This window comes from Anaerostipes hominis (ex Lee et al. 2021), assembly GCF_002270485.1.
Taxonomy (GTDB): domain Bacteria; phylum Bacillota; class Clostridia; order Lachnospirales; family Lachnospiraceae; genus Anaerostipes; species Anaerostipes hominis.
The window spans coordinates 30,819-57,523 of the sequence record NZ_NQOG01000010.1; the positions used below are offsets into that span (position 1 = coordinate 30,819).

Consider the following 26,705-nt stretch of genomic DNA (forward strand, 5'->3'; position numbering starts at 1 on the left):
AAGGAGCAAAACTATGTATTACGGAGAAAAGAAAATTGAAAAACCGATCCGCTGGGCTATGGTAGGGGGAGGAAAGGGAAGCCAGATTGGCTATATCCACCGGTCTGCCGCAATGAGAGATTTTAATTTTGACCTGGTTGCAGGTGCCTTTGACATTGACCCGGAGAGGGGCAGAGAGTTTGGTAAGCAGCTTCATGTGGATGAGGACAGATGTTACCCAGATTATAAGACTATGTTTGCAAAGGAAGCTAAGCGCCAGGACGGGATCCAGGCGGTCTCCATTGCAACTCCCAACGGAACACACTTTGAGATCACAAAGGCAGCCTTGCTTGCCGGGCTTCATGTTGTATGTGAAAAACCTCTCTGTTTTACAACCGAAGAGGCGGAGGAATTAGAGGCACTGGCCACAAAACAAAATAAAATCGTAGGTGTTACTTACGGTTATGCGGGACATCAGGTCATCGAGGAGGCACGACAGCTGATCGCCGAAGGAAAGCTGGGAAAGATTCGTATTGTCAATATGCAGTTCTCCCATGGATTCCACAACGTGGCAGTCGAAAAAAATACAGCCTCCACAAAATGGCGGGTAGATCCAAAGGTTGCAGGACCGTCCTATGTGCTGGGTGATGTGGGAACCCATCCGCTGTACTTATCTGAAGTCATGCTTCCGGATATGAAGATCAAACGGCTGATGTGCAGCAGACAGTCCTTCGTCGAGTCCAGAAAACCTCTGGAGGACAACGCTATGACCATCATGGAATATGACAATGGTGCCGTGGGATACGTTTGGTCATGCTGTGTAAACTGCGGTTCCATGCATGGGCAGAAGATTCGTGTCATCGGTGAAAAGGCATCTATTGAGTGGTGGGATGAGCATCCGAACCAGCTGACCTATGAAGTGCAGAATGAACCTGTACGTGTTCTGGAAAGAGGCATGGGATATCTGGCACCTTCTGCCCTGGAGGAAGACCGTATTGGGGCAGGGCATCCGGAAGGTTTGTTTGAGGCATGGAGTAACTTATATAGCCGCTTTGCGCAGGCCATGGACGCATGTGACAGAGGAGAGAACGTGGAGTTCTGGTATCCCAATGTACACGCAGGGGCAGAGGGCGTGCGCTGGGTAGAAAACTGTGTACAATCCGCAGATCAGGGCGCACAGTGGGTAGATTATAAGTAAGGAGCTGATGAGATGAAAATAGCATTTGACGTGGATGTGCTGGCAAAGCAGATGGATATCAACCGGATGGTGCATCAGGTGGCAGACTGGGGTTATAAATACATCGAACAGTCTCCGCATCCAAGGATCAATCCATTCTATAAACACCCGCTGTTCTCCAGGGAATGTGAGGCAGAATACAGGAAAGCACTCCGGGAAACCGGAGTGGAGATCTCCTCCTTTATCGTAGTGTACCGCTGGTCCGGACCTACAGAGGAGCAGAGACAGATGGCAGTAGCCAACTGGAAGCGGATGATTGAGATTGCCGTGGACATGGGTGTGCCGGTGATTAACACGGAACTCTCCGGGGATCCCAACCAGCAGGAGATCTGCAACGGCATGTGGTTCCATTCTATGGAAGAACTTCTGCCGATCATTGAGAGGGAAGGGCTCCGGGTGGAGATCCAGTCCCATCCGTATGACTTCTGCGAATTAAACAATGAGACTTGTGATCTGGTGAAATCCTTCCGCTCCCCGAACCTTGGATATGTGTATTCTTCCCCACATGGATTCTTCTATGACGAGGGAAAAGGGGATGTGCGCTCCATGTTACAGTACGCAGGGGAAGAACTGACCCACGTACTGTTTGCGGATACGTTCAACCAGACCATGGACTGCCGCTATATCGCCAACCCGCCGTGGTTAAACGGAAGAGGAAAAGCGGATGTGACCATCCACCAGCATTTAGCCATGGGAGAGGGAGACGTGGACTTTGACGGTATCTTTGAGACGTTAAGAGAGATGGACTTCGCAAACAGCCAGTTAAGGGAAGATGCACCGAAAGCCGGAGGAGACAACATTGCATGTGTATCCATGTTCGGATTCCCGGAAAAGATGGAGAAGCAGGCGCCGGAGGCAAGAGAACGCATTGAACGGGAACTGCTGAAAGGGTAGAGTGAGAATGGAAAAGAAGCAAGGAACGATATTAGAAAAATTATCATGGAAAACAAGATTCTCTTATGGATGCGGAGATACGGCGTGCAATGTGGTTTTTGGGATGATCAGCACGGTGCTGACGCTGTTTTACACAGATTACGTGGGAGTCTCTGCCGCAACAGTCGGAATGGTCATGCTGCTCTCCAGAGTATTTGACGGATTCTCTGACGTTATCATGGGATTTATTGTGGAACGAACCAACTCCAAATGGGGGAAATCAAGGCCGTGGATCCTGTGGATGGCGGCACCGTATGCCGTCTCAGCCGTGCTGTTATTCACAGTGCCCCACACGACAAACTTTCTGCAGTTTCTGTATATGTTTGTGACGTATAATTTTTGTACGACCATCTGTTATACGGCCATCAATCTGCCCTACGGAAGCCTATCTGCTATGATGTCCAGAAGTTCTGAGGAGCGGAGCATGCTCAGTATCGTGAGAATGGGAATGTCACCGTTCGGGCGTATTCTGGCAGTAACCTGCACCATGCCGTTAGTAAAGCTGTTCGGGGATACCCAGTCCTCATGGGTGATCGTCATGGGCATATGGGCTGTGATCGCCATGGTCCTTTTAATCATCTGTTTTGCCAACTGCCAGGAGACCGTAAAGATCGAAGCCCGTGAGAAGCAGGAAAAGATACCTGCGCTCAAGGCATTAAAGCTTTTAGTGACCAATCAGTATTTTTGGGCCGTATTGGTCCTCTGGATGATGCAGAATGTGATCTACGGTGTGACAGGGACCATTCTGCCATATTACTGCAAGTACATATTCCACAACGATACATGGATGTACAGTACACTGTATCTGACGGAAACTCTGACCATCGTGGCATCCACGTGTATCGTATGCCCTATCCTGCTAAAACACTTCGGCAAGAGAAATATGGCGCTTGCGGGGGCGGTGTTAGCGCTGGCCGGACAGCTTGTGTTCTTTGCCAATCCCTACAGTTTTCAGTGGATGCTTTTGTGCTGTATCATCAGGGGTATCGGATTATCGCCGTTAAATGCTATTGTCTTTGGCATGCTGGGCGATGTGGTGGAATTCGGACAGTGGAAGCACCATATCCGCCAGGAGAGCCTGATATTTGCCGGCGGGTCAGTGGGAACAAAGATTGGTTCCGGCCTGGCCTCAGCCATCATGACGGGACTTCTCTCACTGGCAGGCTATCTGAGTTCTGCGGCAGGAGCAGTCACCCAGCCCCAGTCGGCCATTGATATGATTATAAACATTTATAAAATGGGACCGATCATTGTCTGGGTCGTAGTCATCATAACACTTGTCCTATACAAACTGGACAAAAAATATGAAACGATCATGGAGGAACTGACAGAACGGGAACTTCAGGGTCAGCTATAAATGAACAGCAGGGAAGGAGCCTTTGAATCAGGTTTCCTCCCTGCATTTTATATTATAACAGGACGGCGGGCTTGCCCACTTTGTTCTTTATTACGGTTCCGGTATTCACGGGGCGAGCACTGGTAAGTCCTTTTAAACATCCGGGAGAAGTTGCTGGGGCTGTCAAAACCGCATCCTATGGAGATCTCTGAGATGCTTTGGCTGGTCTTGGTGAGCAGAAGGGCGCCTTTGGACAGACGGTAGCGGATCAGATACTGCATGGGCGGGATCCCCAGTGTCCGTCGGAAGCACCGTAAACATTCCCTTTCACCAATATTGGCGGATTTTGCGATGTCATATAACTTTAATGGTTCCGCAAACCGCTCCTCAATCATATGAATCATTGTTTTGATGCGGCAGGAATCCTGGTCCGGCCTCGCCGTGGTTTCTGAGATCACAGATTCATGGCTTTGATATAGAAGAAAACAAAGGCGGGAGAGCTGTTCCCTGACTGTAAATTCATGGCCCTGTGAACCTTCAGAAAAGGCCTCGAAAGCCTTTAAGATGCACTGTGTGGATTCCGGCACAGTATCGTCTACTGGAGAAAACTGCAGACAGTCTATGGCACAGGAGCTGATGAGCGGCTGGATATATTTTATATAGAAAACAGAGCTTTCAGAGCCGCATATGAAATCCGGATGAAATACAAGAGAATGAAGCCGGCAGGTGCCGGAGGTTTCAGCCTCATGAAGGATATTAGAATTGATCATCAGGCTGTCTCCTGCATTCATGCGCAGGGATCTGCCGGGGACCCTTATCTCTAAAGTCCCGGAGTACAGATAGATGACTTCCAGTTCTTCATGCCAGTGCCAAGGGATCCTGCTGACGTTGTCAACAGAATAGACAGAGTCATAGCCGGCACACGGGAATTCGATGGTTCCATGGGGCCGCACTTCCCGCCTGTCCTGGTCAGTATAGATTGTACAATCCTGCAAAGGCATAGAGATTCCTCCTTTTTGTCGCTTTTTTTATATTATAGGTCCAAATTTATATTGTTTCAATCAGCAAAAGACGGTATTTATATATTAAGGTGACTGGTGTGCAGATATACAGGAGGTATGGGTTTTTATGATAGATTTACATATGCATTCTTATTACAGTGATGACGGGGAGTTTCAGCCGGAAGAATTAGTGCAAAAATGCAAGGAAAAGGGCATCCGGTATATGGCCATTGCAGACCATAACTGTGTCCGGGCCGTGGAGAAAGGAAGAAAGGCAGCCCAGAAAGAGGGGATTCATTTTATCTCAGGGATAGAGATCGACTGCACCTTTCAAGGGGTTAATCTGCATGTTCTTGGGTATGGAATAGATGAAAGGGACGCGGCTTTTCAAAAGATCGAGGACAATATATCAGAGCAGAGCAGTGAAGCATCGGTTAAGATGCTTGAGGGGACGAGAAAATTAGGATTTGATGTGTCTGAGAAAGACATGGAAGCCCTGACGGAAACTATGTTTTGGAAAAACCGGTGGACAGGGGAGATGTTTGCGGAAGTTCTATTAAATAAACCGGAATATAAGGAACATGAACTGCTCCTGCCTTACCGTCCGGGAGGAGACAGAAGCAGCAATCCCTACGTGAATTTTTACTGGGATTATTACTCCCAGGATAAACCCTGTCATGTGGGTATAAAGTTCCCTTCTATGGAAGAGGTGATAACTCAGATCCATGAAAGCGGGGGAAAGGCAGTGCTGGCGCATCCGGGAGTGAACTTAAAGGACCACATGGAACTCTGGAAAGAGATCGCCGTTTCCGGCATTGACGGGGTAGAAGCCTTCAGCAGCTATCACTCACCGGAGGATGCTATGTTTTTCAGCCATGAGGCCGGAAAGTATGAATTGTTTGTGACCTGCGGAAGTGATTACCACGGGAAGACCAAGTCGTCTATTTGTATCGGACAGCACGGCTGCAGCCATCCGGAAGATGAAATCCTGCCCCAGCTTGAGAGCATCGTGAAGTAGACAGTTCAACAGAAAAAAATAATCAAGAATAAAAATAGTCAAGCCCTTCCTATCATTTTGAAGGGCTTGACTATTTTCTTGCATGGAATACTTAATTGATCCGTCTATTTTCTTGCGAGCTCGTTGGCCAGCTTAACGATGGTTCCGATGGGATCGGAAAGCTCACTCTGATTCATGGCATTCACATAGCTTGCCCGGTTGTCATAAACCTCGTGCACTGCGTTCAGCAGGGACTTAGAGGTGACCTCCTCCTCGTTCAGTACATAGCTGTAGCCTTGCCGCTGGAATGACTGGGCGTTTAAGATCTGGTCTCCCCGGCTGGCGTTTAATCCCAGCGGAATCAGGATATTTGGCTTCCTGAGGGCCAGGAGCTCACAGATGGCGTTGGCCCCTGCCCTGGAGATGATAACGTCTGCACAGGCAAAGAGATGCTTCAGTTCCTTTTTCACGTACTCAAACTGGCGGTAACCGCTTTTGCCTGCAAGCATGGATTCCAGGTTATTCTTCCCGCAGATATGGATGATCTGAAAATCCTCCAACAGCTCATCAATATTTTCCCTGACCGCATTGTTGATGGCAACGGAACCAAGGCTTCCGCCGATGATCAGCAGTACAGGTTTTGAAGATGTAAAGTCGCAAAGCTTAAGGCCTTTTTCCTTAGAACCGGTAAACAACTCTTCTCTGATCGGTGAACCAGTAAGTACAGCTTTTCCTTCTGGGAGATGTTTTACGGTTTCCGGAAAATTGCAGCAAACCTTATTGGCACTTGGAATGCTTAATTTATTTGCAAGACCTGGTGTCATGTCAGATTCATGGATGATGACAGGGATCCGCAGATGCTTAGCCGCCATGACCACAGGTACGGTGACGAATCCGCCTTTGGAAAACACGACATTGGGTTTCAACTGCTTTAATATTTTCTTAGCGTCAAAATAACCTTTCATGACCCGAAAGGGATCCGTAAAGTTCTTCACATCAAAATATCTTCTGAGCTTACCGGAGGAAATACCGTAGTAGGGAAGACCAATGTCTTCGATCAGCTTCTTTTCCATCCCCTGTTTGGAGCCTATATAGCTGATTTGATATCCCTCTTTCTCCAGTGCAGGTACCAATGCCATATTCGGAGTGACATGTCCGGCAGTACCCCCTCCGGTCAATACGATTCGTTTCATAATACCTCCATCAATTAAACAGATGTTAATGAGTCTCTTTATATTCCTTTAAAGCTTTGGAAAGCTGGTCAGGACATGAGGTACCGCGGAAACCGCATTGGATGCCTGAAAGCCGTTCGATCACCTCGTCTACTGACATTCCTTTTACAAGGGCTGCCACGCCTGTGGTATTTCCCTGGCAGCCTCCCCGGAACTGTATGTCTTTTATTATATCGTCTTCTATCTCAAATTCAATAGCGCTGCTGCAGACGCCTTTTGTTTTGTAAACCATCGTAGTTACCTCCTGATTTTTTTATTGTATACCAAATGGGTAATCCGTATTATATCATAAAAATCGGAGAATACATAGATGGGGAAGCTGTGTTATAATTTTTATCAGACGGAAATAATGACAGTAAAAAGGAGAATGATTTATGAAAATAGGAATTATCGGGGCAATGCAAGAAGAGGTGGAATCCCTGATCTCTTCTATGGAGAATGTAAAAAAGAAGACAAAAGCCTCCATGGATTTTTATGAGGGAAGGCTCTGGGGAAATGACACGGTTGTTGTTATGAGCGGCATTGGAAAAGTAAACATGGCTGTTTGCGCACAGATACTGATCGACAGCTTTGGTGTGGAAAAACTGATCAATACCGGGGTCGCAGGCGGCCTGTACAAGGATATTGAGATCGGGGATATTGTGATCTCAAGCGATGCTGTACAGCACGATATGGATGCCGTGGGATTTGGTTATCAGCTGGGAGAGATCCCGCGTATGGAGTGTTCTGTGTTCCAGGCGGATGCTGCACTGATAAAAGAGGCGGAGGAAGCCTGCAAAAAGGCCAATCCGGATATCCAATGCTTTACCGGGCGGGTTTTAAGCGGCGACCAGTTTATCTCCAGCGACGAAAAGAAACACTGGCTGATCGAAAATTTTGGCGGGTACTGTGCGGAGATGGAAGGGGCGGCCATGGCCCAGACAGCATACTTAAATGACGTACCCTTTGTGATTTTAAGAGCCATCTCCGACAAGTGCGACGACACAGCAACAGTAAATTACAGCGAATTTGAGGAAGCTGCAATAAAGCATATAATTAGACTCATTCACGGTATTTTAGACAAAGAAGCGTCAAACTTTGTAAGGCAATAATCCGTGTATTCCCCTCTTTGTGATTCTATAATATAAGAATCATAAAGGAAGAAGGAGAAATATCATGGATGTATTAAAAAACGCATTTTTTTTACCGGGACTGATTGCAGTCATGGCAGCAGGTGTCTTGTCAAAGCTTATTGTCTGGAGAAATTACCGCAGGCTTTTGAGAGATTCTTATGAGATGGACGGGAATAAGAAACAGTGGATGGGAGTGCTGAAAAAAAAGTTTGAAAGTTACTATCAGCTGGAAGCAAACCTGAACAACATTCCCTGTGTTGTGGACAAGTATATGAAAAATCACAAGATAGCCGGAGTGTCTTCCGAGATTATGGAACAGATCACCGGGCTGTGTGCTGTCCTGAGTTTTTTCATGGGTTGTCTTGGCACAGTCTGGGGGTACATAGAAGGAGCCGATTTAAGTGTTGTGGCAGAGAGTCTGTTTTTAAGCCTGTCGGCCGGATTGTTTCTCGTGTTTGTGGACAGGCTGATCACCTTTGATGGCAGAAAACAGCTCGTCAGGGCCAATCTGATCCATTTCCTCGAAAATATCCTCCCTAACCGCTATCTGAAATCAGTGAAAAAACAGGAAAAAGAAGAACAGGCAAAGCAGAAGGAGAAGCAGAAAGAAAAGGAGCAGGTAAAGGAAGAAAAGAAAGAGGCAAAAAAAATAGAAAGACACTGGCAGGAAGCTGCCGCATCCAGAGAATTTGAACTGACTGATGAGGAAATGCAGGCGGTGAAAGATTTTATAAATGGATTATAAATCTAATGTATACATAATAGAATAATAAAAAAGCAGGAAATCAAAACATGAGGAAAGTTTTTTTATTATTCTGTATCATTTGCATGCTTGGTCTCGCCGGCTGCCAAAAGGAAGAGGCACAGGTGGAGACTACGAAAGTGATCAGCCAGGGAAGCAATACAAAAGAAGGATGGTGGCTGAAACGAAATAAAGAACATCAGCAGCCGGAATTTTCACAGAATGTGGATCTGTCCAAATATGATGCATACTCGGTGGATACGAAGGCGAAAAATAAGAAAGTGATGTATCTGACCTTTGACTGCGGATACGAAAATGGTTTTACGCCCAAAATTTTGGATGTATTGAAGAAAGAGAAAGTGCCGGCGGCATTTTTTGTGACAAAGCCTTTCATCCGGGAAAATCCGGATTTAGTAAAGAGAATGAAGAAAGAGGGACATGTGGTGGGAAATCATACGGTCCACCATAAGAGCATGCCGACGGTCTCAGACAGGGACAATAAGCAGGAACTCATTGACTGTGCGGAATACTGCAAAAAAGCAACCGGTTATGATATGGATATGTTTATGCGCCCGCCTATGGGAGAATACAGCGAACATACATTGGCGCTGACAAAGAAGCTCGGATATAAGACAGTTTTCTGGAGTATGGCATATGTGGATTTTAATGTGAACAGCCAGCCGGGCAAAGACTATGTGGTCCGGCATTTTGAAGAAAATTACCACAATGGAGCCATTCCGCTGATGCACAATGTATCCCAGTCTAACGCGGAAGCACTGGAGACCGTTATCAAGAATATGAGGGCAAAAGGATTTGAATTCCGGTCGCTGAAAAAGCTCCCGGACTATTGAATAGAAGGGTGTTATTTGTTAAAATATAGATAACGCATTTAAACAAGAGAGACAACAGTAAAGGAGAAAGACATGGGAAAAATTAAGTTTGATTACAGCAACGCAAAAGATTTTATCAGGGACCATGAGATCGATATGATCGAGAAGCAGGTTTCGGATGCGAAAGAGTATTTGCTGTCAAGAAAAGGCCCGGGAAATGACTTCTTAGGATGGATAGATCTTCCTGTGGATTATGATAAAGAAGAGTTTGTGAGAATCAAAAAAGCTGCTGACAAGATTAAGAGCGATTCCGATGTATTGGTTGTCATTGGGATCGGAGGATCCTACCTTGGTTCCAGAGCCGTGATCGAAGGGCTGTCCAACAACTTTAACAACAAGCTGGACAAAGAAGTGAGAAAAGCTCCGGAAGTATATTTTGCCGGACATAATATCAGCGGTACATATGTAAAACAGCTGATCGACGTGATCGGAGACAGAGATTTCTCTGTAAATGTTATCTCCAAATCAGGAACGACGACAGAACCCGGAATTGCATTCCGTATCTTCAAAAAACTTCTCAAAGACAAATACGGAAAAGAAGAAGCAAACAAGCGCATCTACGCTACCACAGACAAGGCAAGGGGGGCATTGAAGACACTTGCCACAGACGAGGGATACGAGACCTTCGTTGTGCCGGATGATGTAGGAGGACGCTTTACAGTCCTGACAGCCGTAGGACTCCTTCCGATCGCAGCTGCGGGAATTGATATTGATGAGTTCGTAAAAGGATTCCAGGACGGAAGAGAGATGTTCCTTAACGCGCCGTTTAAGGAAAATCCGGCTATGCTGTATGCTGCGATCCGAAACATTCTCATGCGCAGAGGAAAGGGCATGGAGATACTTGCAAACTACGAGCCGAACCTCCACTTTATCTCTGAGTGGTGGAAACAGTTATACGGAGAAAGCGAAGGAAAAGACGGAAAAGGTATCTTCCCTGCATCCGTTGACTTCTCCACAGACCTTCATTCTTTAGGACAGTTCATCCAGGACGGATCTTCCAACCACTTTGAGACCGTGCTGAACGTGGAAGAACCGGAATTAGATATTGTGCTCGAAGCAGAAGAAAACGATCTGGATGGATTAAATTATCTGGCAGGCAAGTCTATGAACTTCGTAAACCAGAACGCTATGAAGGGAACCATCTTAGCTCATGTGGACGGAGGCGTTCCGAACTTAAGATTTGATATTCCTAAGATGGATGCATACCATCTTGCGCAGCTGTTCTACACATTTGAGTCTGCGTGCGGTATGAGCGGTTACTTAAACTGCGTGAATCCATTCGACCAGCCGGGAGTGGAAGCATACAAGAAAAATATGTTTGCCCTGCTTGGAAAACCTGGATTTGAAGACAGAAGAGAAGACTTATTAAAGAGATTATAGGAGAACAAATGAAAAAGATTGCACAGTTCCATAAAGTAAGTTTTGGACAGTTTTTAGAAAGCTGGCAGGATACCTTTGAAGGTACCTCCGAGGATGAAGTGAGACAGATTTTTGACGGCATTGAGCTTCCCAGAAGGGCTACCAGAGGTTCCGCCGGGTACGATTTTTACAGTCCGGTTGATTTTGAACTCAAACCGGGTGAGACGATCAAGATCCCGACAGGCATCCGTGTGTATATGGAGCAAAGCTGGGTACTGAACCTGTTTCCGCGCAGCGGCCTTGGGTTTAAATTCCGCCTTCAGATGAACAATACGGTAGGGATCATTGACAGTGATTACTTTTATTCAGACAACGAGGGACATATCTTTGTAAAGCTCACCAACGATTCTAATGAAGGAAAGGTTGTCAGAGTAGAAGCGGGAACCGGGATCGTACAGGGCATTTTTATGGAATATGGTGTGACCATAGACGATGATGCAAAGGAAGTCCGCAACGGCGGATTCGGCAGCACAACCAAATAACAGAAAAAAGACCTTGCCTTTAAAGGGCAGGGTCTTTTTTTTGACAGAAAGTATATGCCTGAATATGTAAATATCACGTTTTTGAGAGTTTGTGGCCAATGATATGATATTCAGGGGAAAAAGTTTTTATAATTTCCATGATACCTTCTAGTATAGAAACATTTGTAATCATAAAAAGGTGAATGATTTCAGGAATTTTCCCGGTGTTTCATATGCTCCAGTTCTGCCGGGGTATGGCCGGAAGCTATGAACAGACGGGTGTCTGCGTACAGACCCATCATCTTCCCGGCAAAGGTATCTGCCTGCTCATACTCGTTGTACAGTTCGGCGATATGCTCAAGCGGTGCGGCTCCGTAAATACGGACACAGTAGTAGCAGTACTGGATCTGTTTTCATGTCAGTTCCCTGCGTTTCCTGAAATTCTCTGTATTCATGGCGCCGGGTTTTAAGATGTATTCAGAAAGATATGAGGCCAGATCAGGCTTCTCCATCTGTGAACAGTGATCCAGCTGATGGATATGGGCGATCTCCAGAAGATCATCCTTTGTATACTGAAGGTAAGCATCCTTGAGGGAATCGGAAGAGAAAGAGGGAGCGGCTTCTTCTGTTTTTTATCTGATATCCGCCCATAATCAACCCACTGTCTGCAATGCTTGTGTAGAAGTTTTATTACATTTATTTTATCACATAAACAGGGCAGAAAAAAGACGGAGCAGGCATCCTCCTGATCCGTCTTTTCCGTCATAGTTTAATGATTAAGAAAACTGTCCTACCCAGGTCTCGATCTTGCCACCGATGGCCTCTGCATCTTCCATGGAGGAACCTTTCACTCCATAGTAGAACTTGATCTTAGGCTCTGTTCCGGAAGGACGCACGCAAAGCCATGTGTTGTTTTCCAGTTCGTAGTAGAGCACGTTAGAAGATGGAAGACCGGTTGGAACTGTCTCACCAGTGGTAAGATCAGTGATCGTGTCGTTCTGGTAATCCCGGGATTTTAATACCTTGAGTCCTCCGATTTCTTTCGGCGGATTCTCTCTCAGAGACTTGAGCATATTCTGGATCTTTTCAGCTCCGTCCAGCCCTGCAAATTCAAGGGCTTTGACTTTATCCAGATAATAGCCGTACTTCTCATACATGTCGGTCATTGCATCCCACAAGGTCTTACCCTGGGTCATATAATATGCGGCAGCTTCACAGAGGGCTACGGTTGCGGATACCGCATCCTTATCCCTTGCATAAGTTCCGATCAGGCAGCCGTAGCTTTCTTCCAGACCGAACAGGTAAGTTCCTTTGCCCGTATTTTCAAAGTTCAGCATCTGCTGTCCGATGAATTTGAAGCCTGTGAGCACTTCGATCAGGTTTACGCCGTAGCCCTCGGCCACTGCGTCCACCAGGTTGGTTGTGACAATAGATTTTACAATGGCTCCGTCATCCGGGAGAGATCCGTTCATGGCTTTCTTCTGGCTTAAAACATATTCACACAGAAGAGAACCGGACATATTGCCGGTCAGTGCGATATATTCTCCGGTCTTTGAATCTTTCACATAGACTCCGAGGCGGTCGGCATCAGGGTCTGTTGCCAATACAAGGTCGGCATCCTTTTCTTTGGCAAGCTTCAGGCCAAGTTCAAATGCCTCTTTGGATTCCGGGTTTGGATAGCTTACGGTTGGGAAAGCCCCGTCGGGCAGTTCCTGCTCCGGCACTACATAGACATTCTGGAAGCCTAAATCCTTTAATACGCGGCGGACAGGGAGATTTCCTGTTCCGTGCAGAGGAGTATAGACAATTTTTAATTTTGATGCCATCTGGTCGATCGCATCCTGATTATGTACTTGCTTTTCTACTTCGGTGATGTATGCATCGTCGACTTCGGAGCCGATTACTTCATATAATCCAGCTCTGATCGCCTCCTCCCTGGACATTGTCTTAACCTTGGAAATATCTGTGATGGCGTTTACCTTGGAGGTTACCCCTTTGTCGTGAGGCGGCGTAAACTGGGCACCGTCCTCCCAGTATACTTTATAGCCGTTATATTCCGGAGGATTGTGGCTGGCGGTAATATTGATTCCTGCAATGCAGTTATAGTAACGGACTGCAAAGGACAATTCCGGAGTCGGACGAAGTGATTCAAAAATATATGCTTTGATGCCGTTTGCTGCCAGGCACAGGGCTGCTTCCTCAGCAAATTCCGGAGACATATGCCGGGAGTCAAAAGCAATGGTAACGCGCTTTTTGTCCGTGCCCTGTTCCAGGATATAGTCTGCGAGTCCCTGAGTCGCCTTGCGGACAACATAGATATTCATACGGTTGATGCCGGCACCGATGATCCCGCGAAGGCCTGCTGTTCCAAAAGCCAGGTCAGAGTAAAACCGCTCTTTGATCTCGTTGTCATCATCCTGAATGTTCTTAAGTTCCTCTTTTGTAGCTTCATCAAAATATGGATTGTTAAGCCATTCCTGATATGTTTCCTGATAGTTCATAGTAGTGCTCCTCCTTTACGTTTTTCCTTATGTTTTATTATAACTTATTTGGGCCTAAAAAACATTATAAAAGTTGTGATATTGTAAAAGAAATTTCTCTCTTTTTTCTTTTAAATCAACAATATCCTGAAGCTTATTGAGATATCTTGGAGATACCCAGTGTTTCTTATGATTCATGTATTGATTTGAGATTTTCCAAAGCTTTTCCGGGTATAAAAAAAGCACATACAAAAAAGAATAATCATTCATTGTGAGGCGCTGAACTTTATTGTAGCCTTTCAGCATAGTCTCACAGATACTGAACTGATAATCATTTTTTTCCAGAGCCTTTCGGATAAAATAATACAGATCGGTCAGAGGATAGCCATAATAAAAATGTTCAAAGTGAAGTGTGGCAGTCCCATGGGGTCCTATCAGCACATTGTGATGGTTGTAGGAACCGTGGCACCAGCCTTCCCTTAACCCTGTAAGTTTTTCCATTTTCGCGCTGGAATCCTCAAGCTGTTTCCAAAAAGGCTGAATCTCCTGCAAAAAAAGATACTCGAAGTCTCCTTTGTTCTTTCTGCTCCCGATATATTTCCAAATACTTTTAAGCTCCCGTCTCCGCTGATGATAGCTCTTTGTCAGGGAGAAATGAGGCGTCCCGTAGTCCGCATGGTAGGGAATTCTGCCTGACGCGCGATGGAAAGAGGCAAGATTCCTGCAGGCGGAAGACAGATCGGAAGGAGAGTGGATATTGCATTCTGTACCATTGAAAGTCCTTCTCATAACAAAAGGCTCATAGTATTTATCATAAGAAATAAATTCATGTTCTTTGTTTACGATATATTGGTCAATTTTTGTAAATCCCTGGTCAATCAATTCTTCTTTCCACTGATGTTCGACAGCCAGACGTTCTTCGGACAGTTTCGTAGCAGACAGGGCAAATAACCCCTGATCAGTGCCGCAGATGATCTCGCCGCGGCCTCTTTTTAAATAATCAATATGCAGATCATATTGATCTAAAAGTATTTTGTATTTGTCGTTCACAATATGCCCTCCTCAAAGTTCTACCTCTAATTGTATGTGCCCGGGGTGCCGGATATGATATCGTCTTGTAATTCGGAAAAAAATGAGGTATACTGGTATTAATCTAAATGTTACAAATGTTACAGAAGTACAATTGGAGGAACAAAAATATGAGAAAAAAATATTTATTTATAACATGTATGCTGATGATCGGGGCTGTTGGCCTGATGGCATGTGGAAAGAAGAGCCCAAGCTCCGAGGGTTCCACAGAAGCCACAACGGCTGAAACAGAGGAGACAACCGCCAGCGAGGAAGTGTCCACGGTAGCTACTGAGGAGACCGAAGCAACCACTGAAGCTGCGAAATCCACAACTGAAGCTACGATCGCAGACAAAAAGGATGAGCAGAAGAAACCGATAAGTGCAACTGGAGTATACAATGGTTTCGGCGACAGTAATTCAGTGGAAGTAAAGATGTCCAGCGGGGAATACAAGACGTTCATCATAGAGGATGAGAAGGTCATGGACGCTTTAAATGACATGGAACCGGGCACAAAGATCTCCTTTACTTATGGAGCCTTAGAAGGCCAGGCAAACATGCAGATTTTATCCGTGAAGAAAAAATAAGTATAAAAAGCACATAGGAATTTATAGTTCCTGTGTGCTTTTTATTACATAGAGGGGAAAAGCATAAGTATGAAAAAATGAGGAAAAATATTTCGGAGGCTGACAGTTCTTTTTATAGGTTTAAGTAGTAGCAAGACTTTAATAAAGCAGAAAAGCCTCAATTGAATTTCTATACCAGATTAGTTACTGTGTATAACCTCCATATAAACGTCCTCTTCCATCATTTGTTCTTTTGATTTTTTATCCAGATATAGCAGATAACCACTCCGATTAAGGCTATCCCTCCCGTGGTTATATATGGTAATTCAATATTGCTTTCATACAGATACCCAGTTAATAAAGGAGCAATAACTTTGCTAAGATTTCCGGCGGTACTGGCAAATCCCATCAGTGTTCCTTTATGCTGATTGTCAGTTTTTGAAAGGGTTGCGTTTAATGTGGGTACTGTAATAGCAGAAGATACCGCAAATAAGCCAAAAACCACCAACACACTAACAAACCCAGTTGTCAATACCATGGCAAACGCTACTAAGGCTTTGCAAAACATACCTATCAGTATTAGTCGCTTCTCACCAATTTTTTTTGCTAAAGGACCAGTCAAAAAGCCTTGTACTACAATCAAAATACCTGCTAGAGCCATCCAAATAACACCAACTTGCTTAGTGGAAAATCCAAACTTATCTACGACATACAGCCCCGTAATTCCTTGCAAGCCTGTTTGACAGAAATGCACGACGAAAATAAGTATCAAAACCATTCCTGCTGAGCCAAAAATTATACTTTTCAGGTCTGAAAAATCAAAGGGTTTTCTTTTTTCCGTCTGTCCTGAACGCTCAATTGACTCTGGCAAAAGTGTTAGAATTAGCAGAAAGGCAATAAATGAAATGCCAGCTCCTGTAAAAAATGGGAGCGCAAGCGAATAGCCTGCAAGAATGCCTCCCAATAATGGTCCCATCATTACGCCAACGCTCATTGAAGCTCCAAGTTGACTCATATTCTTGCTTCTTTCTTCCTCCGAGCTGGAATCTCCAACATATGCCAAAGATGCAACGGACGTAGCAGATGACAAAATACCCGATAAACTGCGAGCTATAAATAGTGTCCAAAAGGATGAAGCCAAACCGAACAGGAACAAACTGATGGAATATCCTATAATACCAATGCTGATAATCGGCTTTCTACCAATTCGGTCGGACAGTGCACCCCAAAAAGGTGCGCATACTGTTTGTGCCAGAGCATATACGGCAGTGAGCCATCCAAGCTCACGACCGCCAGCACCTAGATTTTCCATGTAAAATGGCATGACCGGAAGAATTAAGCTATATCCTAACGCAATCACCAAAGTAGCAAGCTTTAAAGCGAAAATCGGCTTTTTATTCATCAATCGTCACCGTCCCCTCCGAGCCGTCCACCGTTATCATTTGTCCATTTTTAATACTTCTCGTGGCTGTGTGTGTCGCCATAACGGCAGGGATACCACATTCCCGTGCAACAATACTTGAATGACTGAGAGGACCTCCAATATCCGTTACAATTCCACTTGCAGAGGCAAATAAGGGTGTCCAAGCCGGAGTTGTAGTAACGGCAACCAAAACACTTCCCGGCTGGAAATTTTTAAAATCTGCCGGACTATTTAGTACGCAGGCACGAGCCGTCACGACACCAGAACTGGTTCCTATACCCCTCAACACGGTTTTTCCATCTTTTTGTTTCTGTGGTGCATGTGATATGCTTTTTACTTTCTTCTCAGGTAACTGAGCTGGTGGCACATAGCCCTGATACTTTTTGAGTTCCGCTTTTCGCTCAAGTATCGAATTTCTTCTATCGGATAAAGGTATATTTTCGTCTAACTGTATTATGAGTTTTTCCAATTCCAATTTTGTGAGCCAATAAATATCATCTATATGCGAAGTAGCTCCGCCACGTATAAGGCGTGCTGAAATTTCATGAAACATCTGGCGAATCAGAGGATGCCCCATTCCCATCAAATAAATAGCATTTTCACGCATAGGAGCAGTTTCCTGCGCCCAATGGAGCAACTTCAAAAACAGTTTTTTGCGTGAGCTACCTATACGTTGTAAAATTTCTTCTTCTGCCTGTTTCCTATGCTTTTCAAATTTGGATTGACGTAAAAAAGGACTTTCACCTTTGCCTTCTACAAAGGTTTTTATGGATTCAAAGGTTGGTGTAAGTGTTTCCTGCGGTGTGGAATATGCAAAATCAAATTCATAAGCGGTACGACCAAACTCTTTAAAATACTGATTGATTCGATTTTTCCATTCTATCCATACTTCCAGCGAAACTTCGTCAGGCGGAACTGAGGACATAAAATTTTCCGCTATCTTTGCTGTTGGATTACTTTGCAGATAAAGGTTGAGAGTATTATTTTGCTTTACCCATTCCGAGAGACTCCACAGGTTCTTTTCGGCTTGCAGAGCAATCGTATCAAATCCAAGCAGGAAAACAGAAGTATCTGTCATACCAGCGCGACGAGCCGCTCCCTGAAAAAATTTTGTAAATAATGTTTCGCTGATAGAGGCGGCTGGCAATGTAAGCTGAATCCTCGTGAAATAAATACACGCTCCATAAAATACAGTCTGAATCCCCTCCATTATTTGATGAGCATTCAGCATATGCAAGGGCTTTTCTTCCCATTGTTTAATCACATTCTCAAATTCTTTTCGTGCTGTTTCCCAGCGTGCAACACTGTTCGTGAGCGCACGGCGTAAAGATCGGGGTGAAAGGGATTTGACAGCAATCAAAAGAGGCTTTGAATTAGCGGAAAGATAAACATATCCGTTAATAATCGTATATGCTCCGTTTTCTGGCAGTAGCTTTTTCGCACTTTTACCAAACATATCTATCCATAAAAGCGCCGACGCACGGTTGACTATTTCAAGCCCAAGTGTGGCGAATAAGGGCGAAACAGGATTTGGCAAGTGTTCCGCTAGACTGCCTCTTGTATATATAACATCCTTTTCCGGTAACGTCCATTCCGGCGGTAGGACAGTAATGGGGCGAGCCTGAACAATATACAACTTATCTTTTTCCAGTGCCCACTCTACATCCATAGGCATTTCATAATACTTCTCAATTTTTTTTCCAAGCTGTGTCAATCGCATAACTTGATTGCGAGTAAGAGCATGTTTTTTCCTCAACTGTTCAGGAGTTGGGATTTCTTCTGTTCCATCTGAGTTGCGGACTGTCATAATCTCTTTGTTTGCTACTTCATACGATACAATTCGTTCAGCATTTTTATCTACAACGATTGTATCAGGGGTGACTAAGCTAGAAACCACCGATTCGCCAAGTCCCCACGCGGCGTTAACAATCATTTCGCTACGTCTGCCATTGGTGGGGTTTAGCGTAAACATAACGCCGGACGCATCGGAAAACGCAAGCTTTTGTACTACAACAGCAAGTGCGACAATTTCCTGCTTTATATCATTCTTCATGCGGTAAGCAATAGCGCGAGCTGTCCATAGGGAAGCCCAGCACCTCTTTACAGCGTCAAGAACTTCATTCTCACCTTGTATGTTAAGATAGGTTTCCTGCTGGCCTGCAAAAGAAGCGTCGGGCAAATCCTCGGCGGTTGCGGAGGAACGGACAGCCACCGCTATATTTCCCAATCCGGCATATGCGGTTTTAATTGCATCTGATACTTCCTGCGGCATTTCTCCATTATGGAAAAGCATCCCTATCTGCGTAGATACATTTTCAAGCTGGCTGGTATTGTTAGAGTCAATACCGTCCAGCAACTTATTAATGTGAGGCTGAATATGGTTCTTTTCAACAAAAATCTTGTATGAAGTAGTCGTAACATGAAAGCCCTCCGGCACAGGGATACCCGCTGTCAAAAGTTTTGATAAAGACATACCTTTTCCGCCGACCATTTCAAGGGTTGCCTGTTTATGCAACAAGGGTAGAGTATAATAAATCATAATAATTAACCTCGATCATTCATAATTCCGTGTAGAAATATATCCATTGTTTCATCAAGCATTTTCTCCGGACTGGCTGATGGTCGGGATGTGTAAATGATTGATATAATGGAGTTAATTAACAAATGCGTCATAAGATCGGCATTCGTCTTACGGAAGACGCCTGATTCCACTCCATTTTCAATTACAGATTTTATAATATCCTGATATGCGTAACGCGCAGTTTTCAGCCGCTTTCGATAATCTTCTTCTAAATAGTCAGATTCTGTATTTAACCACATCAGCACCGTTCGATACTGCTTTGGTACTCCAAGATGATTCAGCATGATTTTTCTAAGACACTGTTCCGGCGAGGATTCATCGGCAATAATCCTATGAACCTTTTTAATTGTTTCTTCTATTTCTTTCTCAACTGCATATACAACAATCTCGTCTTTCGTTTTGAAAAAATCATACAGACTGGACTTTCCCATGTTTGCTAAAATCGCAATTTCCCTCATTGTTGTTTTTTGGAATCCATTTTTCTCTATGAGCTGCAAAGCAACACTGATTATTTCTTCTCGGCGTTCTTCTTGTTGTTCTGGTGTAAGCATAATTCCTTTTGGCATATTTATGATACCTCCCCATAGCGACCATCGGTCGTTTCTTGTTTCGCTTTTATTATATAGCGACCAATGGTCGCTTGTCAAGGCTAATTTTTAACTTAAAAGCCGCGGCAGAACATCATAGTCTGCCGCGGCTTTTTGTCTCCGTTTCTTTTTAATAGTCTTCTGAATGAATCTGGAAGAATTTTTTCGGATGTGCACAGACCGGACATACTTCAGGCGCCTCGGTTCCGTAATGTACATGTCCGCAGTTTGTACAGATCCATGCCTGTTCTGTATCTCTCCTGTAAACAATTCCTTTGTCGATATTCTCTGTAAGCTGCTGATAGCGTTCGTCATGGCGTTTTTCGATGCCTGCAACCATCTCAAACAGGGCTGCGATTTCATCAAAACCTTCCTCTTTTGCTTCTTTGGCAAAAGTCGGATACATATCCGTCCATTCAAAATTTTCTCCCGCAGCAGCATCTTTTAAGTTGACTTCTGTTGAAGGCATTCCGTCATGCAGTAGTTTAAACCAGATTTTTGCATGTTCTTTTTCATTCAATGCGGTTTCAGCAAAGATATTGCCGAACTGCACATAGCCGTCCTTTTTTGCCTGGCTTGCATAAAAATCGTATTTTGTACGTGCCTGTGACTCCCCCGCATATGCAGCCATCAAGTTCTGTTCTGTCTTCGTTCCTTTTAAATTTGGCATTTCACATAACCTCCTAATTTTATAATAGTAATTATTATTGTTTTATTGTCTCAGATATAAGTATATAAGTCAATACATACTCTGTTATTATTATGGTACAATAAGGATAAAATATTCAATTAATGGACGCAATGTATGCTTAAAGGAGGCGGCCCCTATGAGAATGTATGATCTGATCTTGAAAAAAAGAGATGGATATTCCCTTGCAAAAGAAGAAATCAGGTGGATGACAGACAACTATTTACATGGAAAAATTCCGGATTACCAGATGTCGGCAATGATGATGGCAGTGTATTTCAGGGGAATGGACACACAGGAGACTTTTGAACTCACGATGGCCATGGCAGAGAGCGGAGACCGGCTGGATCTGTCAGGGATTCCGGGCATCAAAGCAGATAAACACAGCACCGGAGGAGTGGGGGATAAGACCTCTCTTGCGCTGGGACCGCTGGCGGCGTCCTGTGGTGTTCCTGTTGCAAAAATGTCGGGAAGAGGACTGGGACATACAGGAGGAACCATTGATAAACTGGAAAGCATTCCGGGATTTCAGACAGCGCTCACAGAGGAGCGGTTTATGGAACAGGTAGCATCTGTGGGCATAGCGATCATGGGACAGACAAAAGACCTGGCACCGGCGGATAAGCTTTTATATGCACTTCGTGACGTGACGGCAACCGTAGATCAGATCTCGCTGATCGCCAGCAGTATTATGAGCAAAAAGCTTGCGGCCGGCGCGGATGCCATACTGCTGGATGTGAAGTGCGGCAGCGGTGCTTTTATGAAAAACTTTGAGGATGCCAGGAAGCTTTCGGAGGCTATGATCCGGATCGGGAAAACTGCCGGAAAAAATATGGCAGCGGTCATATCGGATATGGATCAGCCTTTGGGAAGAGCAGTCGGCAACGCGCTGGAGGTAAAAGAGGCCATTGATACACTTAAGGGAGAAGGTCCCGAAGATTTTACGGAGCTTGTGCTGACGCTTGGCTCCCGGATGCTCTGTATGGCAAAGAAAGCGGAAACACCGCAGGAGGCACGAAAGATATTAAAACAGAAGATCTCGGACGGAAGCTCGCTGCATAAATTCACGGAATTTGTCACGGCACAGGGGGGAGATCCGTCATGGATCGAATATCCGGAAAATTTCTGCAAGGCAGATTATATAGAAGAAATCCCCTCTGTAAAAAACGGTTTTGTCACTGCTTTTAACACACAGGAGATCGGAGTCTGTTCTCTCCTGCTGGGCGGAGGAAGAGAAACGAAGGAAAGCGCGGTCGATCCGTTTGTGGGGTTGGTGCTCCGGAAGAAAAAAGGAGAGGCAGTAAGAAAAGGGGAAGGACTGGCAGTCATATACGCCAACGATAAAGAAAAACTGGCAAAAGCAAAAGAGCATTTTCTGAAAAATGTGACGGTTGAGTCTGAGATGAAGGAGCCGGGGCCGCTGATCAAAGAGATACTTTCTTAAAAGAATTCATGAGAGGGCTTCTTTTTTCATAAGTTAATAAAAAAACGGAGCGCACTATGAAAAGATATATCGTTTTTATCATGATGGCTGTAAGCTGCTGTTTGTGTGTCGGATGCTTAAATCAGGAAAAGCACGGCGCAAAAGAGAATGTAGACTATGCAGTCTGCAAAAAAGAAAATTTGCCGAAAGAATTAGCGGCACGAATTAATGAACAGAAGGATAAAGTTTTTCATTTTACGTATTCTATGAAAGAGACAATGTACTATGTGATCGGATATGGGAAACAGACAGGAAGCGGATATAAGGTCCGGGTGAAAAAGATGACCATGGATGAAGGCCATGTCTATATTGACACGAACCTGATCGGAGTTCCGAAGCGGCAGCAGGAAAAAGGATATTCATATCCATATATCGTGATCAAGAGCCAGAATTATGAAAAAGACGTAGTATTTTTGTGATATGTCACAAAAACTTTAGAATTGTTTTATTGATTTTCAAGCAGTGAAACCATATAATGGAGTCTATAAATGCTTGAGAAGATCGAAGGAGGAAAAGCATTCGTGGATAATAGACAGAAGAAACCGGATAAAAATAACAAGAATTCCATTCAGATGATCATATCGATTTTGATTACATCTATTTTAGTGGCTGTCTTGTTCAACTTTGTAGTGGGCAAATGGAAAAACGGTACAGAGACCGAGATTTCCTACGGCAAGTTTGTCAAGATGATCGAGAAAAAAGAAATTAAAAAGGTTGTGTTCGAAAGTGATGTGATCACCGTTATTCCGAAAGAATCAGAGAACCCGCTGTATAAGACTACATACAAAGTAGTCCAGCTTCCCGTACCTGATTATCAGCTGGTCAACCGGCTGGAGAAGGCAGGGATCGAAAATTACCAGGCAAAGGCAAAGGACGGATCTGAGGTTCTCATGAGTGTTCTCGTGAGCATTCTGCCTGCCATCATTATTTTTGGACTGCTGATGTTTATGATGCGCGGAAAGAGCGGTATGATGGGCGTAGGAAAGTCCAACGCCAAGGTCTATGTGGAGAAGAAGACAGGCGTCACCTTTGCCGACGTTGCGGGACAGCAGGAGGCCAAGGAGTCCCTGACCGAGATGGTGGATTTTCTGCATCACCCTGACAAGTATTTAAAGATCGGTGCAAAACTGCCCAAGGGAGCACTTCTTGTGGGACCTCCGGGTACCGGTAAGACTTTGCTCGCCAAAGCAGTGGCGGGAGAAGCGAATGTTCCGTTTTTCTCCCTGTCCGGTTCTGATTTCGTGGAGATGTTCGTTGGTGTCGGTGCGTCCAGAGTCCGTGACTTGTTCAAGCAGGCCCAGTCTATGGCTCCGTGTATTATATTTATAGACGAAATCGATGCCATCGGAAAAAGCCGTGACACGGGCATCCAGGGCGGAGGAAACGATGAGCGTGAACAGACATTAAACCAGCTTTTATCTGAAATGGATGGATTTGATACTTCCAAAGGACTTGTCATTCTGGCTGCTACCAACCGTCCGGAAGTACTGGATAAAGCACTTCTGCGCCCGGGACGTTTTGACAGGCGCGTCATCGTAGAGCGCCCGGACCTGAAAGGAAGAATCGAGACTTTAAAAGTCCATTCCAAAGACGTTAAGATGGATGAGAGCGTAGACTTTGAAGAGATCGCCCTGGCTACATCCGGGGCAGTGGGATCGGATCTGGCCAATATGATCAACGAAGCGGCCCTGGCTGCTGTCAAAGCAGGAAGGGAGTATGTGTCTCAGTCAGACCTGTTTGAGGCTGTGGAAGTGGTCATCGCCGGAAAAGAAAAGAAAGACCGTATCCTCGGCAAGGAAGAAAAACAGATCGTTGCATACCACGAGGTGGGACATGCGCTTGTCATGGCTCTCCAGAAGGAGTCTGAGCCGGTGCAGAAGATCACCATCGTGCCAAGGACCATGGGAGCCCTCGGATATACGATGCAGAGGCCGGAGGAAGAGAAGTACCTGAATAAAAAAGACGAGATGCTGGCAGACCTGGTATCCTTCTTTGGAGGCCGTGCGGCCGAGGAGATCAAGTTCCACACGGTGACAACCGGTGCGTCCAATGACATCGAACGGGCTACGGCCATCGCGAGAGCTATGGTGACACAGTACGGTATGTCCGAAGAATTCGGCCTGATCGGCCTGGAATCCATTACCAACCGTTACCTGGACGGACGTCCCGTTATGAATTGTGCGGAATCCACCGCGGCAAAGGTAGACGAGGTGGTTATGGGAATTTTGAAAGATGCATATAAAAAAGCGCTTTACCTGATCCGGGACAACATGGACATACTGGATGAGGCTGCACAGTTCCTGATCGAGAAAGAGACGATCACAGGAAAAGAGTTTATGGAAATCTTCAATGCCAAGAAAGAAAATTCTGAACAGGAAGAGGAAGATTCCAGGGAAGATGCCTCAAGCTCCACGACAGAGGATGAGCCTGCACAGGAACAGCCGTCGGAAGATATGGAAAAAAATTCTCAGGATATGTAACATTCTGGACATCCCATGTATAGATTTGACAGGATTCGGTTATAATGATACAATAAAGTTCACAGTATACAGAAGGTGTCACGAGTTCTGTATAGATAGAATGGGGTGAAAGAATGACACAGATGGATATTCAATGCATTCGTAAGTCAATTCAGAAGCGCATTGGCAGCAAAATCAAGATCAGCTCAAATAAAGGTAGACACAAGTTTGTAACATCACAGGGAGTCATTACGGAGACATATCCGAACATTTTTTTGGTAGAGATTGAAGACGACAGCAGCACTAAAAGCAAAACTGTCAGTTTCAGTTATCAGGACGTGATCACGAAAGATGTCAGGATGATGCTGCTGGAAGGCTGACACTGTACCGGATACAATTTTAATCTTGAAGGAATAGATTCCTTCCTGTCTGAATATATTTGTATATACAAGACAGGGAGGAATTTTTTATGGATTTTAACAAAAAGGATTTTTATGGAATCGTTGCAAAAGAACGAAAGCAGGTACAAATAACAATCGACCAGGACTGCAATGTGCCTGATACGAAGCCGGATGTGGAGAAGATGATCCAGACCAAAGGGCTGGTGATCATGCAGGAGACAGAGATGATGGTGGACCGTATCCGGATCAAAGGAGAATTCCATTTTTCAGGTCTGTACGGGACAATTGACGCCAGGACCTATTTAGAGTCTCTGGATTTTGTTCTCCCTTTTGAGGAGTATATACATATGGACGGCGCTGTGCCGACAGATTATGTGAAAGTTTCTTATGTCATTGATGACATCAACACAGTGCTGATCAATTCCAGGAAACTGAGTATAAGGATTCTTCTGACCCTGACCCTCCATGTCAACGAGGAGATTAAAGAGGAAGGCATTATCGATGTTCTTGGTGACGGGATATCTTCCCTGAAAAAGGAAGTTCAGGTGACAGACCTGATTGTCAATAAAAAGGATATTGCCAGAATGAAAGAGGAGCTGGTTCTGCCGGCCAACAAATCCAACATCTATGAGATTCTCTGGAGCCAGGTGGAGCTTGAGAATGTACAGGGAAAGTTAAAAGACCACAGCATCGACATACAGGGTGATATGCATGTGTTTATTTTATATCTCGGAGAGGATGAACAGCTTCCGGTCCAGTATGCCAGGTGGGAGATCCCGCTGCACACAGAATTGGAGTGCTATGAATGTGCACCGGGAATGATCGGCAAGATCCACATTTCCCTTGGAAACCATCAGCTGGAGATCCGTCCGGATGTGGACGGAGAAGAGAGAGTGGTATCGGTTGACGCAACTCTTGAGTGTGATATTAAAGTCTACGAAGATCAGGTGCTTTCTTACGTGGGAGACTGCTATACGATGCAGAAGACTCTGGTGCCGGAATATAAAGACTTTGCTTTTGAATCCCTGATCGGAAAAAATCAGGCTACCATGAAGATGGCGAAGCGTTTTTCCATCGAGCAGGAGCCTGGAAAGCTTTTGCAGGTGCTTTCTGTCAAAGGAAGCTGCAATTTAGACGATGTGGAAGTCAAAGAGCAGGGGCTCCAGGTGGAGGGTGTCCTGATGGCGGATGTGCTGTTTTTGTCCAGCGAGGACCAGAACCCGGTAATGAGCAGCTCATATATGGAACCGTTTTCTTACTTTATCGAGGCTAAGGGTCTGATGAAAGAGGACGATTATCAGCTGGATGTTATGCTGGATCATATCAGCGCCACTCCAACGGAAGGGGATGAGATCGAGATCAAAGCAAATGTTATATTTGACTTCATCTCTTTCCACAAAAAAGCGGAAAAGATTATGACAAATGTATCTGAGCAGCCTCTGGATTATGAAGAACTGCAGAAGATCCCGGGAATCGTCGGATATATCGTGAAGGACGGGGATACTCTGTGGTCCATAGCAAAACGTTATTTTACTACCGTTGACGATATCCGTGATCAAAATGAAGGCATTGAGGAAGTAAAGCCAGGTGATAAACTGTTAATAGTCAAAGAAATTGAATGGAATTGATA

25 protein-coding genes are annotated in these 26,705 nt (G+C 44.9%); 16 read left to right on the top strand and 9 right to left on the bottom strand.

The annotated features are described in order from the left end of the window. Window positions 1–13: 13 nt before the first annotated feature. The 3 genes from CI597_RS10455 to CI597_RS10465 are packed head-to-tail and all read left to right on the top strand — an operon-like array spanning window position 14 to window position 3,506. Window positions 14–1,177 carry a Gfo/Idh/MocA family protein gene (locus CI597_RS10455; protein ID WP_024729093.1) on the top strand — a complete coding sequence of 388 codons (1,164 nt, stop codon included), beginning with the start codon at window positions 14–16 and terminating at the stop codon, window positions 1,175–1,177. Window positions 1,178–1,189: 12 nt separating this feature from the next. Beyond that, complete coding sequence (locus tag CI597_RS10460) at window positions 1,190–2,110, top strand: sugar phosphate isomerase/epimerase family protein (RefSeq protein ID WP_024729094.1); 921 nt, start codon at window positions 1,190–1,192, stop codon at window positions 2,108–2,110. Window positions 2,111–2,117: 7 nt separating this feature from the next. Beyond that, the gene (locus CI597_RS10465) at window positions 2,118–3,506 is read left to right on the top strand and encodes an MFS transporter (protein ID WP_024729095.1); all 1,389 of its coding nucleotides are present in this window, start codon (window positions 2,118–2,120) and stop codon (window positions 3,504–3,506) included. Between the two features lie 47 nt (window positions 3,507–3,553). Here CI597_RS10465 and CI597_RS10470 read toward each other — a convergent pair whose 3' ends face one another. Continuing rightward, the gene (locus CI597_RS10470; RefSeq protein WP_024729096.1) at window positions 3,554–4,486 is read right to left on the bottom strand and encodes an AraC family transcriptional regulator; all 933 of its coding nucleotides are present in this window, start codon (window positions 4,484–4,486) and stop codon (window positions 3,554–3,556) included. A gap of 127 nt (window positions 4,487–4,613) precedes the next feature. Here CI597_RS10470 and CI597_RS10475 point away from each other — a divergent pair, with 127 nt between their 5' ends. Then, window positions 4,614–5,504, top strand: a complete 891-nt coding sequence (locus CI597_RS10475) for a PHP domain-containing protein (protein ID WP_024729097.1) — start codon at window positions 4,614–4,616, stop codon at window positions 5,502–5,504. Window positions 5,505–5,608: 104 nt separating this feature from the next. Here the strand turns inward: CI597_RS10475 and CI597_RS10480 are convergent, their stop codons facing one another. Then, complete coding sequence (locus CI597_RS10480; protein WP_024729098.1) at window positions 5,609–6,676, bottom strand: undecaprenyldiphospho-muramoylpentapeptide beta-N-acetylglucosaminyltransferase; 1,068 nt, start codon at window positions 6,674–6,676, stop codon at window positions 5,609–5,611. A 25-nt stretch (window positions 6,677–6,701) separates the two neighbouring features. Then, window positions 6,702–6,947 (bottom strand): TIGR03905 family TSCPD domain-containing protein, encoded by a 246-nt coding sequence (locus CI597_RS10485; protein ID WP_009290204.1) that lies wholly within the window; start codon window positions 6,945–6,947, stop codon window positions 6,702–6,704. A gap of 142 nt (window positions 6,948–7,089) precedes the next feature. Here CI597_RS10485 and CI597_RS10490 point away from each other — a divergent pair, with 142 nt between their 5' ends. The 6 genes from CI597_RS10490 (at window position 7,090) to CI597_RS18160 (ending at window position 11,809) form a co-directional block, all read left to right on the top strand. Next, window positions 7,090–7,806 (top strand): 5'-methylthioadenosine/adenosylhomocysteine nucleosidase, encoded by a 717-nt coding sequence (locus tag CI597_RS10490; RefSeq protein WP_024729099.1) that lies wholly within the window; start codon window positions 7,090–7,092, stop codon window positions 7,804–7,806. Between the two features lie 64 nt (window positions 7,807–7,870). Further along, window positions 7,871–8,572, top strand: coding sequence for a hypothetical protein (locus CI597_RS10495; RefSeq protein WP_024729100.1), 702 nt, complete (start codon window positions 7,871–7,873; stop codon window positions 8,570–8,572). A 47-nt stretch (window positions 8,573–8,619) separates the two neighbouring features. After that, a complete protein-coding gene (locus CI597_RS10500; RefSeq protein WP_024729101.1) occupies window positions 8,620–9,420 on the top strand; it encodes a delta-lactam-biosynthetic de-N-acetylase in 801 nt (266 codons plus the stop codon). Between the two features lie 72 nt (window positions 9,421–9,492). Beyond that, window positions 9,493–10,839 carry a glucose-6-phosphate isomerase gene (locus CI597_RS10505; protein ID WP_024729102.1) on the top strand — a complete coding sequence of 449 codons (1,347 nt, stop codon included), beginning with the start codon at window positions 9,493–9,495 and terminating at the stop codon, window positions 10,837–10,839. Window positions 10,840–10,847: 8 nt separating this feature from the next. Next, the gene (locus CI597_RS10510; protein WP_024729103.1) at window positions 10,848–11,360 is read left to right on the top strand and encodes a deoxyuridine 5'-triphosphate nucleotidohydrolase; all 513 of its coding nucleotides are present in this window, start codon (window positions 10,848–10,850) and stop codon (window positions 11,358–11,360) included. Window positions 11,361–11,542: 182 nt separating this feature from the next. Beyond that, window positions 11,543–11,809, top strand: a complete 267-nt coding sequence (locus CI597_RS18160) for a hypothetical protein (RefSeq protein ID WP_024729104.1) — start codon at window positions 11,543–11,545, stop codon at window positions 11,807–11,809. 306 nt (window positions 11,810–12,115) lie between these two features. On the opposite strand, the gene CI597_RS10520 is transcribed toward CI597_RS18160, so the two are convergent. Further along, on the bottom strand, window positions 12,116–13,840 hold the full coding sequence (locus tag CI597_RS10520) for a phospho-sugar mutase (protein WP_024729105.1): 1,725 nt from the start codon (window positions 13,838–13,840) through the stop codon (window positions 12,116–12,118). 54 nt (window positions 13,841–13,894) lie between these two features. Then, the gene (locus tag CI597_RS10525) at window positions 13,895–14,869 is read right to left on the bottom strand and encodes a phosphotransferase (protein WP_024729106.1); all 975 of its coding nucleotides are present in this window, start codon (window positions 14,867–14,869) and stop codon (window positions 13,895–13,897) included. 149 nt (window positions 14,870–15,018) lie between these two features. Here CI597_RS10525 and CI597_RS10530 point away from each other — a divergent pair, with 149 nt between their 5' ends. Further along, entirely contained in the window at window positions 15,019–15,474 is a 456-nt protein-coding gene (locus tag CI597_RS10530) for a nucleolar protein 3 (RefSeq protein ID WP_235824603.1), read from the top strand. 220 nt (window positions 15,475–15,694) lie between these two features. Here CI597_RS10530 and CI597_RS10535 read toward each other — a convergent pair whose 3' ends face one another. The 4 genes from CI597_RS10535 to rbr form a co-directional block, all read right to left on the bottom strand. Next, complete coding sequence (locus tag CI597_RS10535; protein ID WP_024729108.1) at window positions 15,695–16,855, bottom strand: MFS transporter; 1,161 nt, start codon at window positions 16,853–16,855, stop codon at window positions 15,695–15,697. Next, window positions 16,848–19,415 (bottom strand): PEP/pyruvate-binding domain-containing protein, encoded by a 2,568-nt coding sequence (locus CI597_RS10540; RefSeq protein ID WP_024729109.1) that lies wholly within the window; start codon window positions 19,413–19,415, stop codon window positions 16,848–16,850. The genes CI597_RS10535 and CI597_RS10540 overlap by 8 nt, the downstream gene beginning before the upstream one ends. 5 nt (window positions 19,416–19,420) lie before the next feature. Beyond that, window positions 19,421–20,023, bottom strand: a complete 603-nt coding sequence (locus CI597_RS10545) for a TetR/AcrR family transcriptional regulator (RefSeq protein ID WP_034550574.1) — start codon at window positions 20,021–20,023, stop codon at window positions 19,421–19,423. Between the two features lie 151 nt (window positions 20,024–20,174). After that, the gene (gene rbr / locus CI597_RS10550) at window positions 20,175–20,714 is read right to left on the bottom strand and encodes a rubrerythrin (protein ID WP_024729110.1); all 540 of its coding nucleotides are present in this window, start codon (window positions 20,712–20,714) and stop codon (window positions 20,175–20,177) included. 157 nt (window positions 20,715–20,871) lie between these two features. Between rbr and CI597_RS10555 the strand changes: the two genes are divergently transcribed. The 5 genes from CI597_RS10555 to CI597_RS10575 all read left to right on the top strand — a co-directional run bounded on the left by CI597_RS10555 (window position 20,872) and on the right by CI597_RS10575 (window position 26,703). Beyond that, window positions 20,872–22,176: a pyrimidine-nucleoside phosphorylase gene (locus CI597_RS10555; protein WP_024729111.1), complete on the top strand. Its 1,305-nt coding sequence runs from the start codon at window positions 20,872–20,874 to the stop codon at window positions 22,174–22,176. Between the two features lie 56 nt (window positions 22,177–22,232). Continuing rightward, complete coding sequence (locus CI597_RS10560; RefSeq protein ID WP_024729112.1) at window positions 22,233–22,634, top strand: protease complex subunit PrcB family protein; 402 nt, start codon at window positions 22,233–22,235, stop codon at window positions 22,632–22,634. Window positions 22,635–22,703: 69 nt separating this feature from the next. Further along, complete coding sequence (gene ftsH / locus CI597_RS10565; RefSeq protein WP_034550578.1) at window positions 22,704–24,695, top strand: ATP-dependent zinc metalloprotease FtsH; 1,992 nt, start codon at window positions 22,704–22,706, stop codon at window positions 24,693–24,695. Window positions 24,696–24,808: 113 nt separating this feature from the next. Then, window positions 24,809–25,054, top strand: a complete 246-nt coding sequence (locus CI597_RS10570; protein ID WP_024729114.1) for a Veg family protein — start codon at window positions 24,809–24,811, stop codon at window positions 25,052–25,054. 89 nt (window positions 25,055–25,143) lie between these two features. Continuing rightward, complete coding sequence (locus tag CI597_RS10575) at window positions 25,144–26,703, top strand: DUF3794 and LysM peptidoglycan-binding domain-containing protein (protein ID WP_024729115.1); 1,560 nt, start codon at window positions 25,144–25,146, stop codon at window positions 26,701–26,703. Window positions 26,704–26,705 lie beyond the last annotated feature (2 nt).

Coding starts and splice junctions, on each gene's coding strand:
- CI597_RS10510 (WP_024729103.1), top strand. CDS start 10,848: ATGAAAAAGATTGCACAGTTCCATAAAGTAAGTTTTGGACAGTTTTTA.
- rbr (WP_024729110.1), bottom strand. CDS start 20,714: ATGCCAAATTTAAAAGGAACGAAGACAGAACAGAACTTGATGGCTGCA.
- CI597_RS10475 (WP_024729097.1), top strand. CDS start 4,614: ATGATAGATTTACATATGCATTCTTATTACAGTGATGACGGGGAGTTT.
- CI597_RS10490 (WP_024729099.1), top strand. CDS start 7,090: ATGAAAATAGGAATTATCGGGGCAATGCAAGAAGAGGTGGAATCCCTG.
- CI597_RS10575 (WP_024729115.1), top strand. CDS start 25,144: ATGGATTTTAACAAAAAGGATTTTTATGGAATCGTTGCAAAAGAACGA.
- CI597_RS10555 (WP_024729111.1), top strand. CDS start 20,872: ATGAGAATGTATGATCTGATCTTGAAAAAAAGAGATGGATATTCCCTT.
- CI597_RS10485 (WP_009290204.1), bottom strand. CDS start 6,947: ATGGTTTACAAAACAAAAGGCGTCTGCAGCAGCGCTATTGAATTTGAG.
- ftsH (WP_034550578.1), top strand. CDS start 22,704: ATGCTTGAGAAGATCGAAGGAGGAAAAGCATTCGTGGATAATAGACAG.
- CI597_RS10460 (WP_024729094.1), top strand. CDS start 1,190: ATGAAAATAGCATTTGACGTGGATGTGCTGGCAAAGCAGATGGATATC.
- CI597_RS10520 (WP_024729105.1), bottom strand. CDS start 13,840: ATGAACTATCAGGAAACATATCAGGAATGGCTTAACAATCCATATTTT.
- CI597_RS10500 (WP_024729101.1), top strand. CDS start 8,620: ATGAGGAAAGTTTTTTTATTATTCTGTATCATTTGCATGCTTGGTCTC.
- CI597_RS10540 (WP_024729109.1), bottom strand. CDS start 19,415: ATGATTTATTATACTCTACCCTTGTTGCATAAACAGGCAACCCTTGAA.
- CI597_RS10535 (WP_024729108.1), bottom strand. CDS start 16,855: ATGAATAAAAAGCCGATTTTCGCTTTAAAGCTTGCTACTTTGGTGATT.
- CI597_RS10530 (WP_235824603.1), top strand. CDS start 15,019: ATGAGAAAAAAATATTTATTTATAACATGTATGCTGATGATCGGGGCT.
- CI597_RS10480 (WP_024729098.1), bottom strand. CDS start 6,676: ATGAAACGAATCGTATTGACCGGAGGGGGTACTGCCGGACATGTCACT.
- CI597_RS10470 (WP_024729096.1), bottom strand. CDS start 4,486: ATGCCTTTGCAGGATTGTACAATCTATACTGACCAGGACAGGCGGGAA.
- CI597_RS10560 (WP_024729112.1), top strand. CDS start 22,233: ATGAAAAGATATATCGTTTTTATCATGATGGCTGTAAGCTGCTGTTTG.
- CI597_RS10570 (WP_024729114.1), top strand. CDS start 24,809: ATGACACAGATGGATATTCAATGCATTCGTAAGTCAATTCAGAAGCGC.
- CI597_RS18160 (WP_024729104.1), top strand. CDS start 11,543: ATGATTTCAGGAATTTTCCCGGTGTTTCATATGCTCCAGTTCTGCCGG.
- CI597_RS10455 (WP_024729093.1), top strand. CDS start 14: ATGTATTACGGAGAAAAGAAAATTGAAAAACCGATCCGCTGGGCTATG.
- CI597_RS10545 (WP_034550574.1), bottom strand. CDS start 20,023: ATGCCAAAAGGAATTATGCTTACACCAGAACAACAAGAAGAACGCCGA.
- CI597_RS10465 (WP_024729095.1), top strand. CDS start 2,118: ATGGAAAAGAAGCAAGGAACGATATTAGAAAAATTATCATGGAAAACA.
- CI597_RS10495 (WP_024729100.1), top strand. CDS start 7,871: ATGGATGTATTAAAAAACGCATTTTTTTTACCGGGACTGATTGCAGTC.
- CI597_RS10505 (WP_024729102.1), top strand. CDS start 9,493: ATGGGAAAAATTAAGTTTGATTACAGCAACGCAAAAGATTTTATCAGG.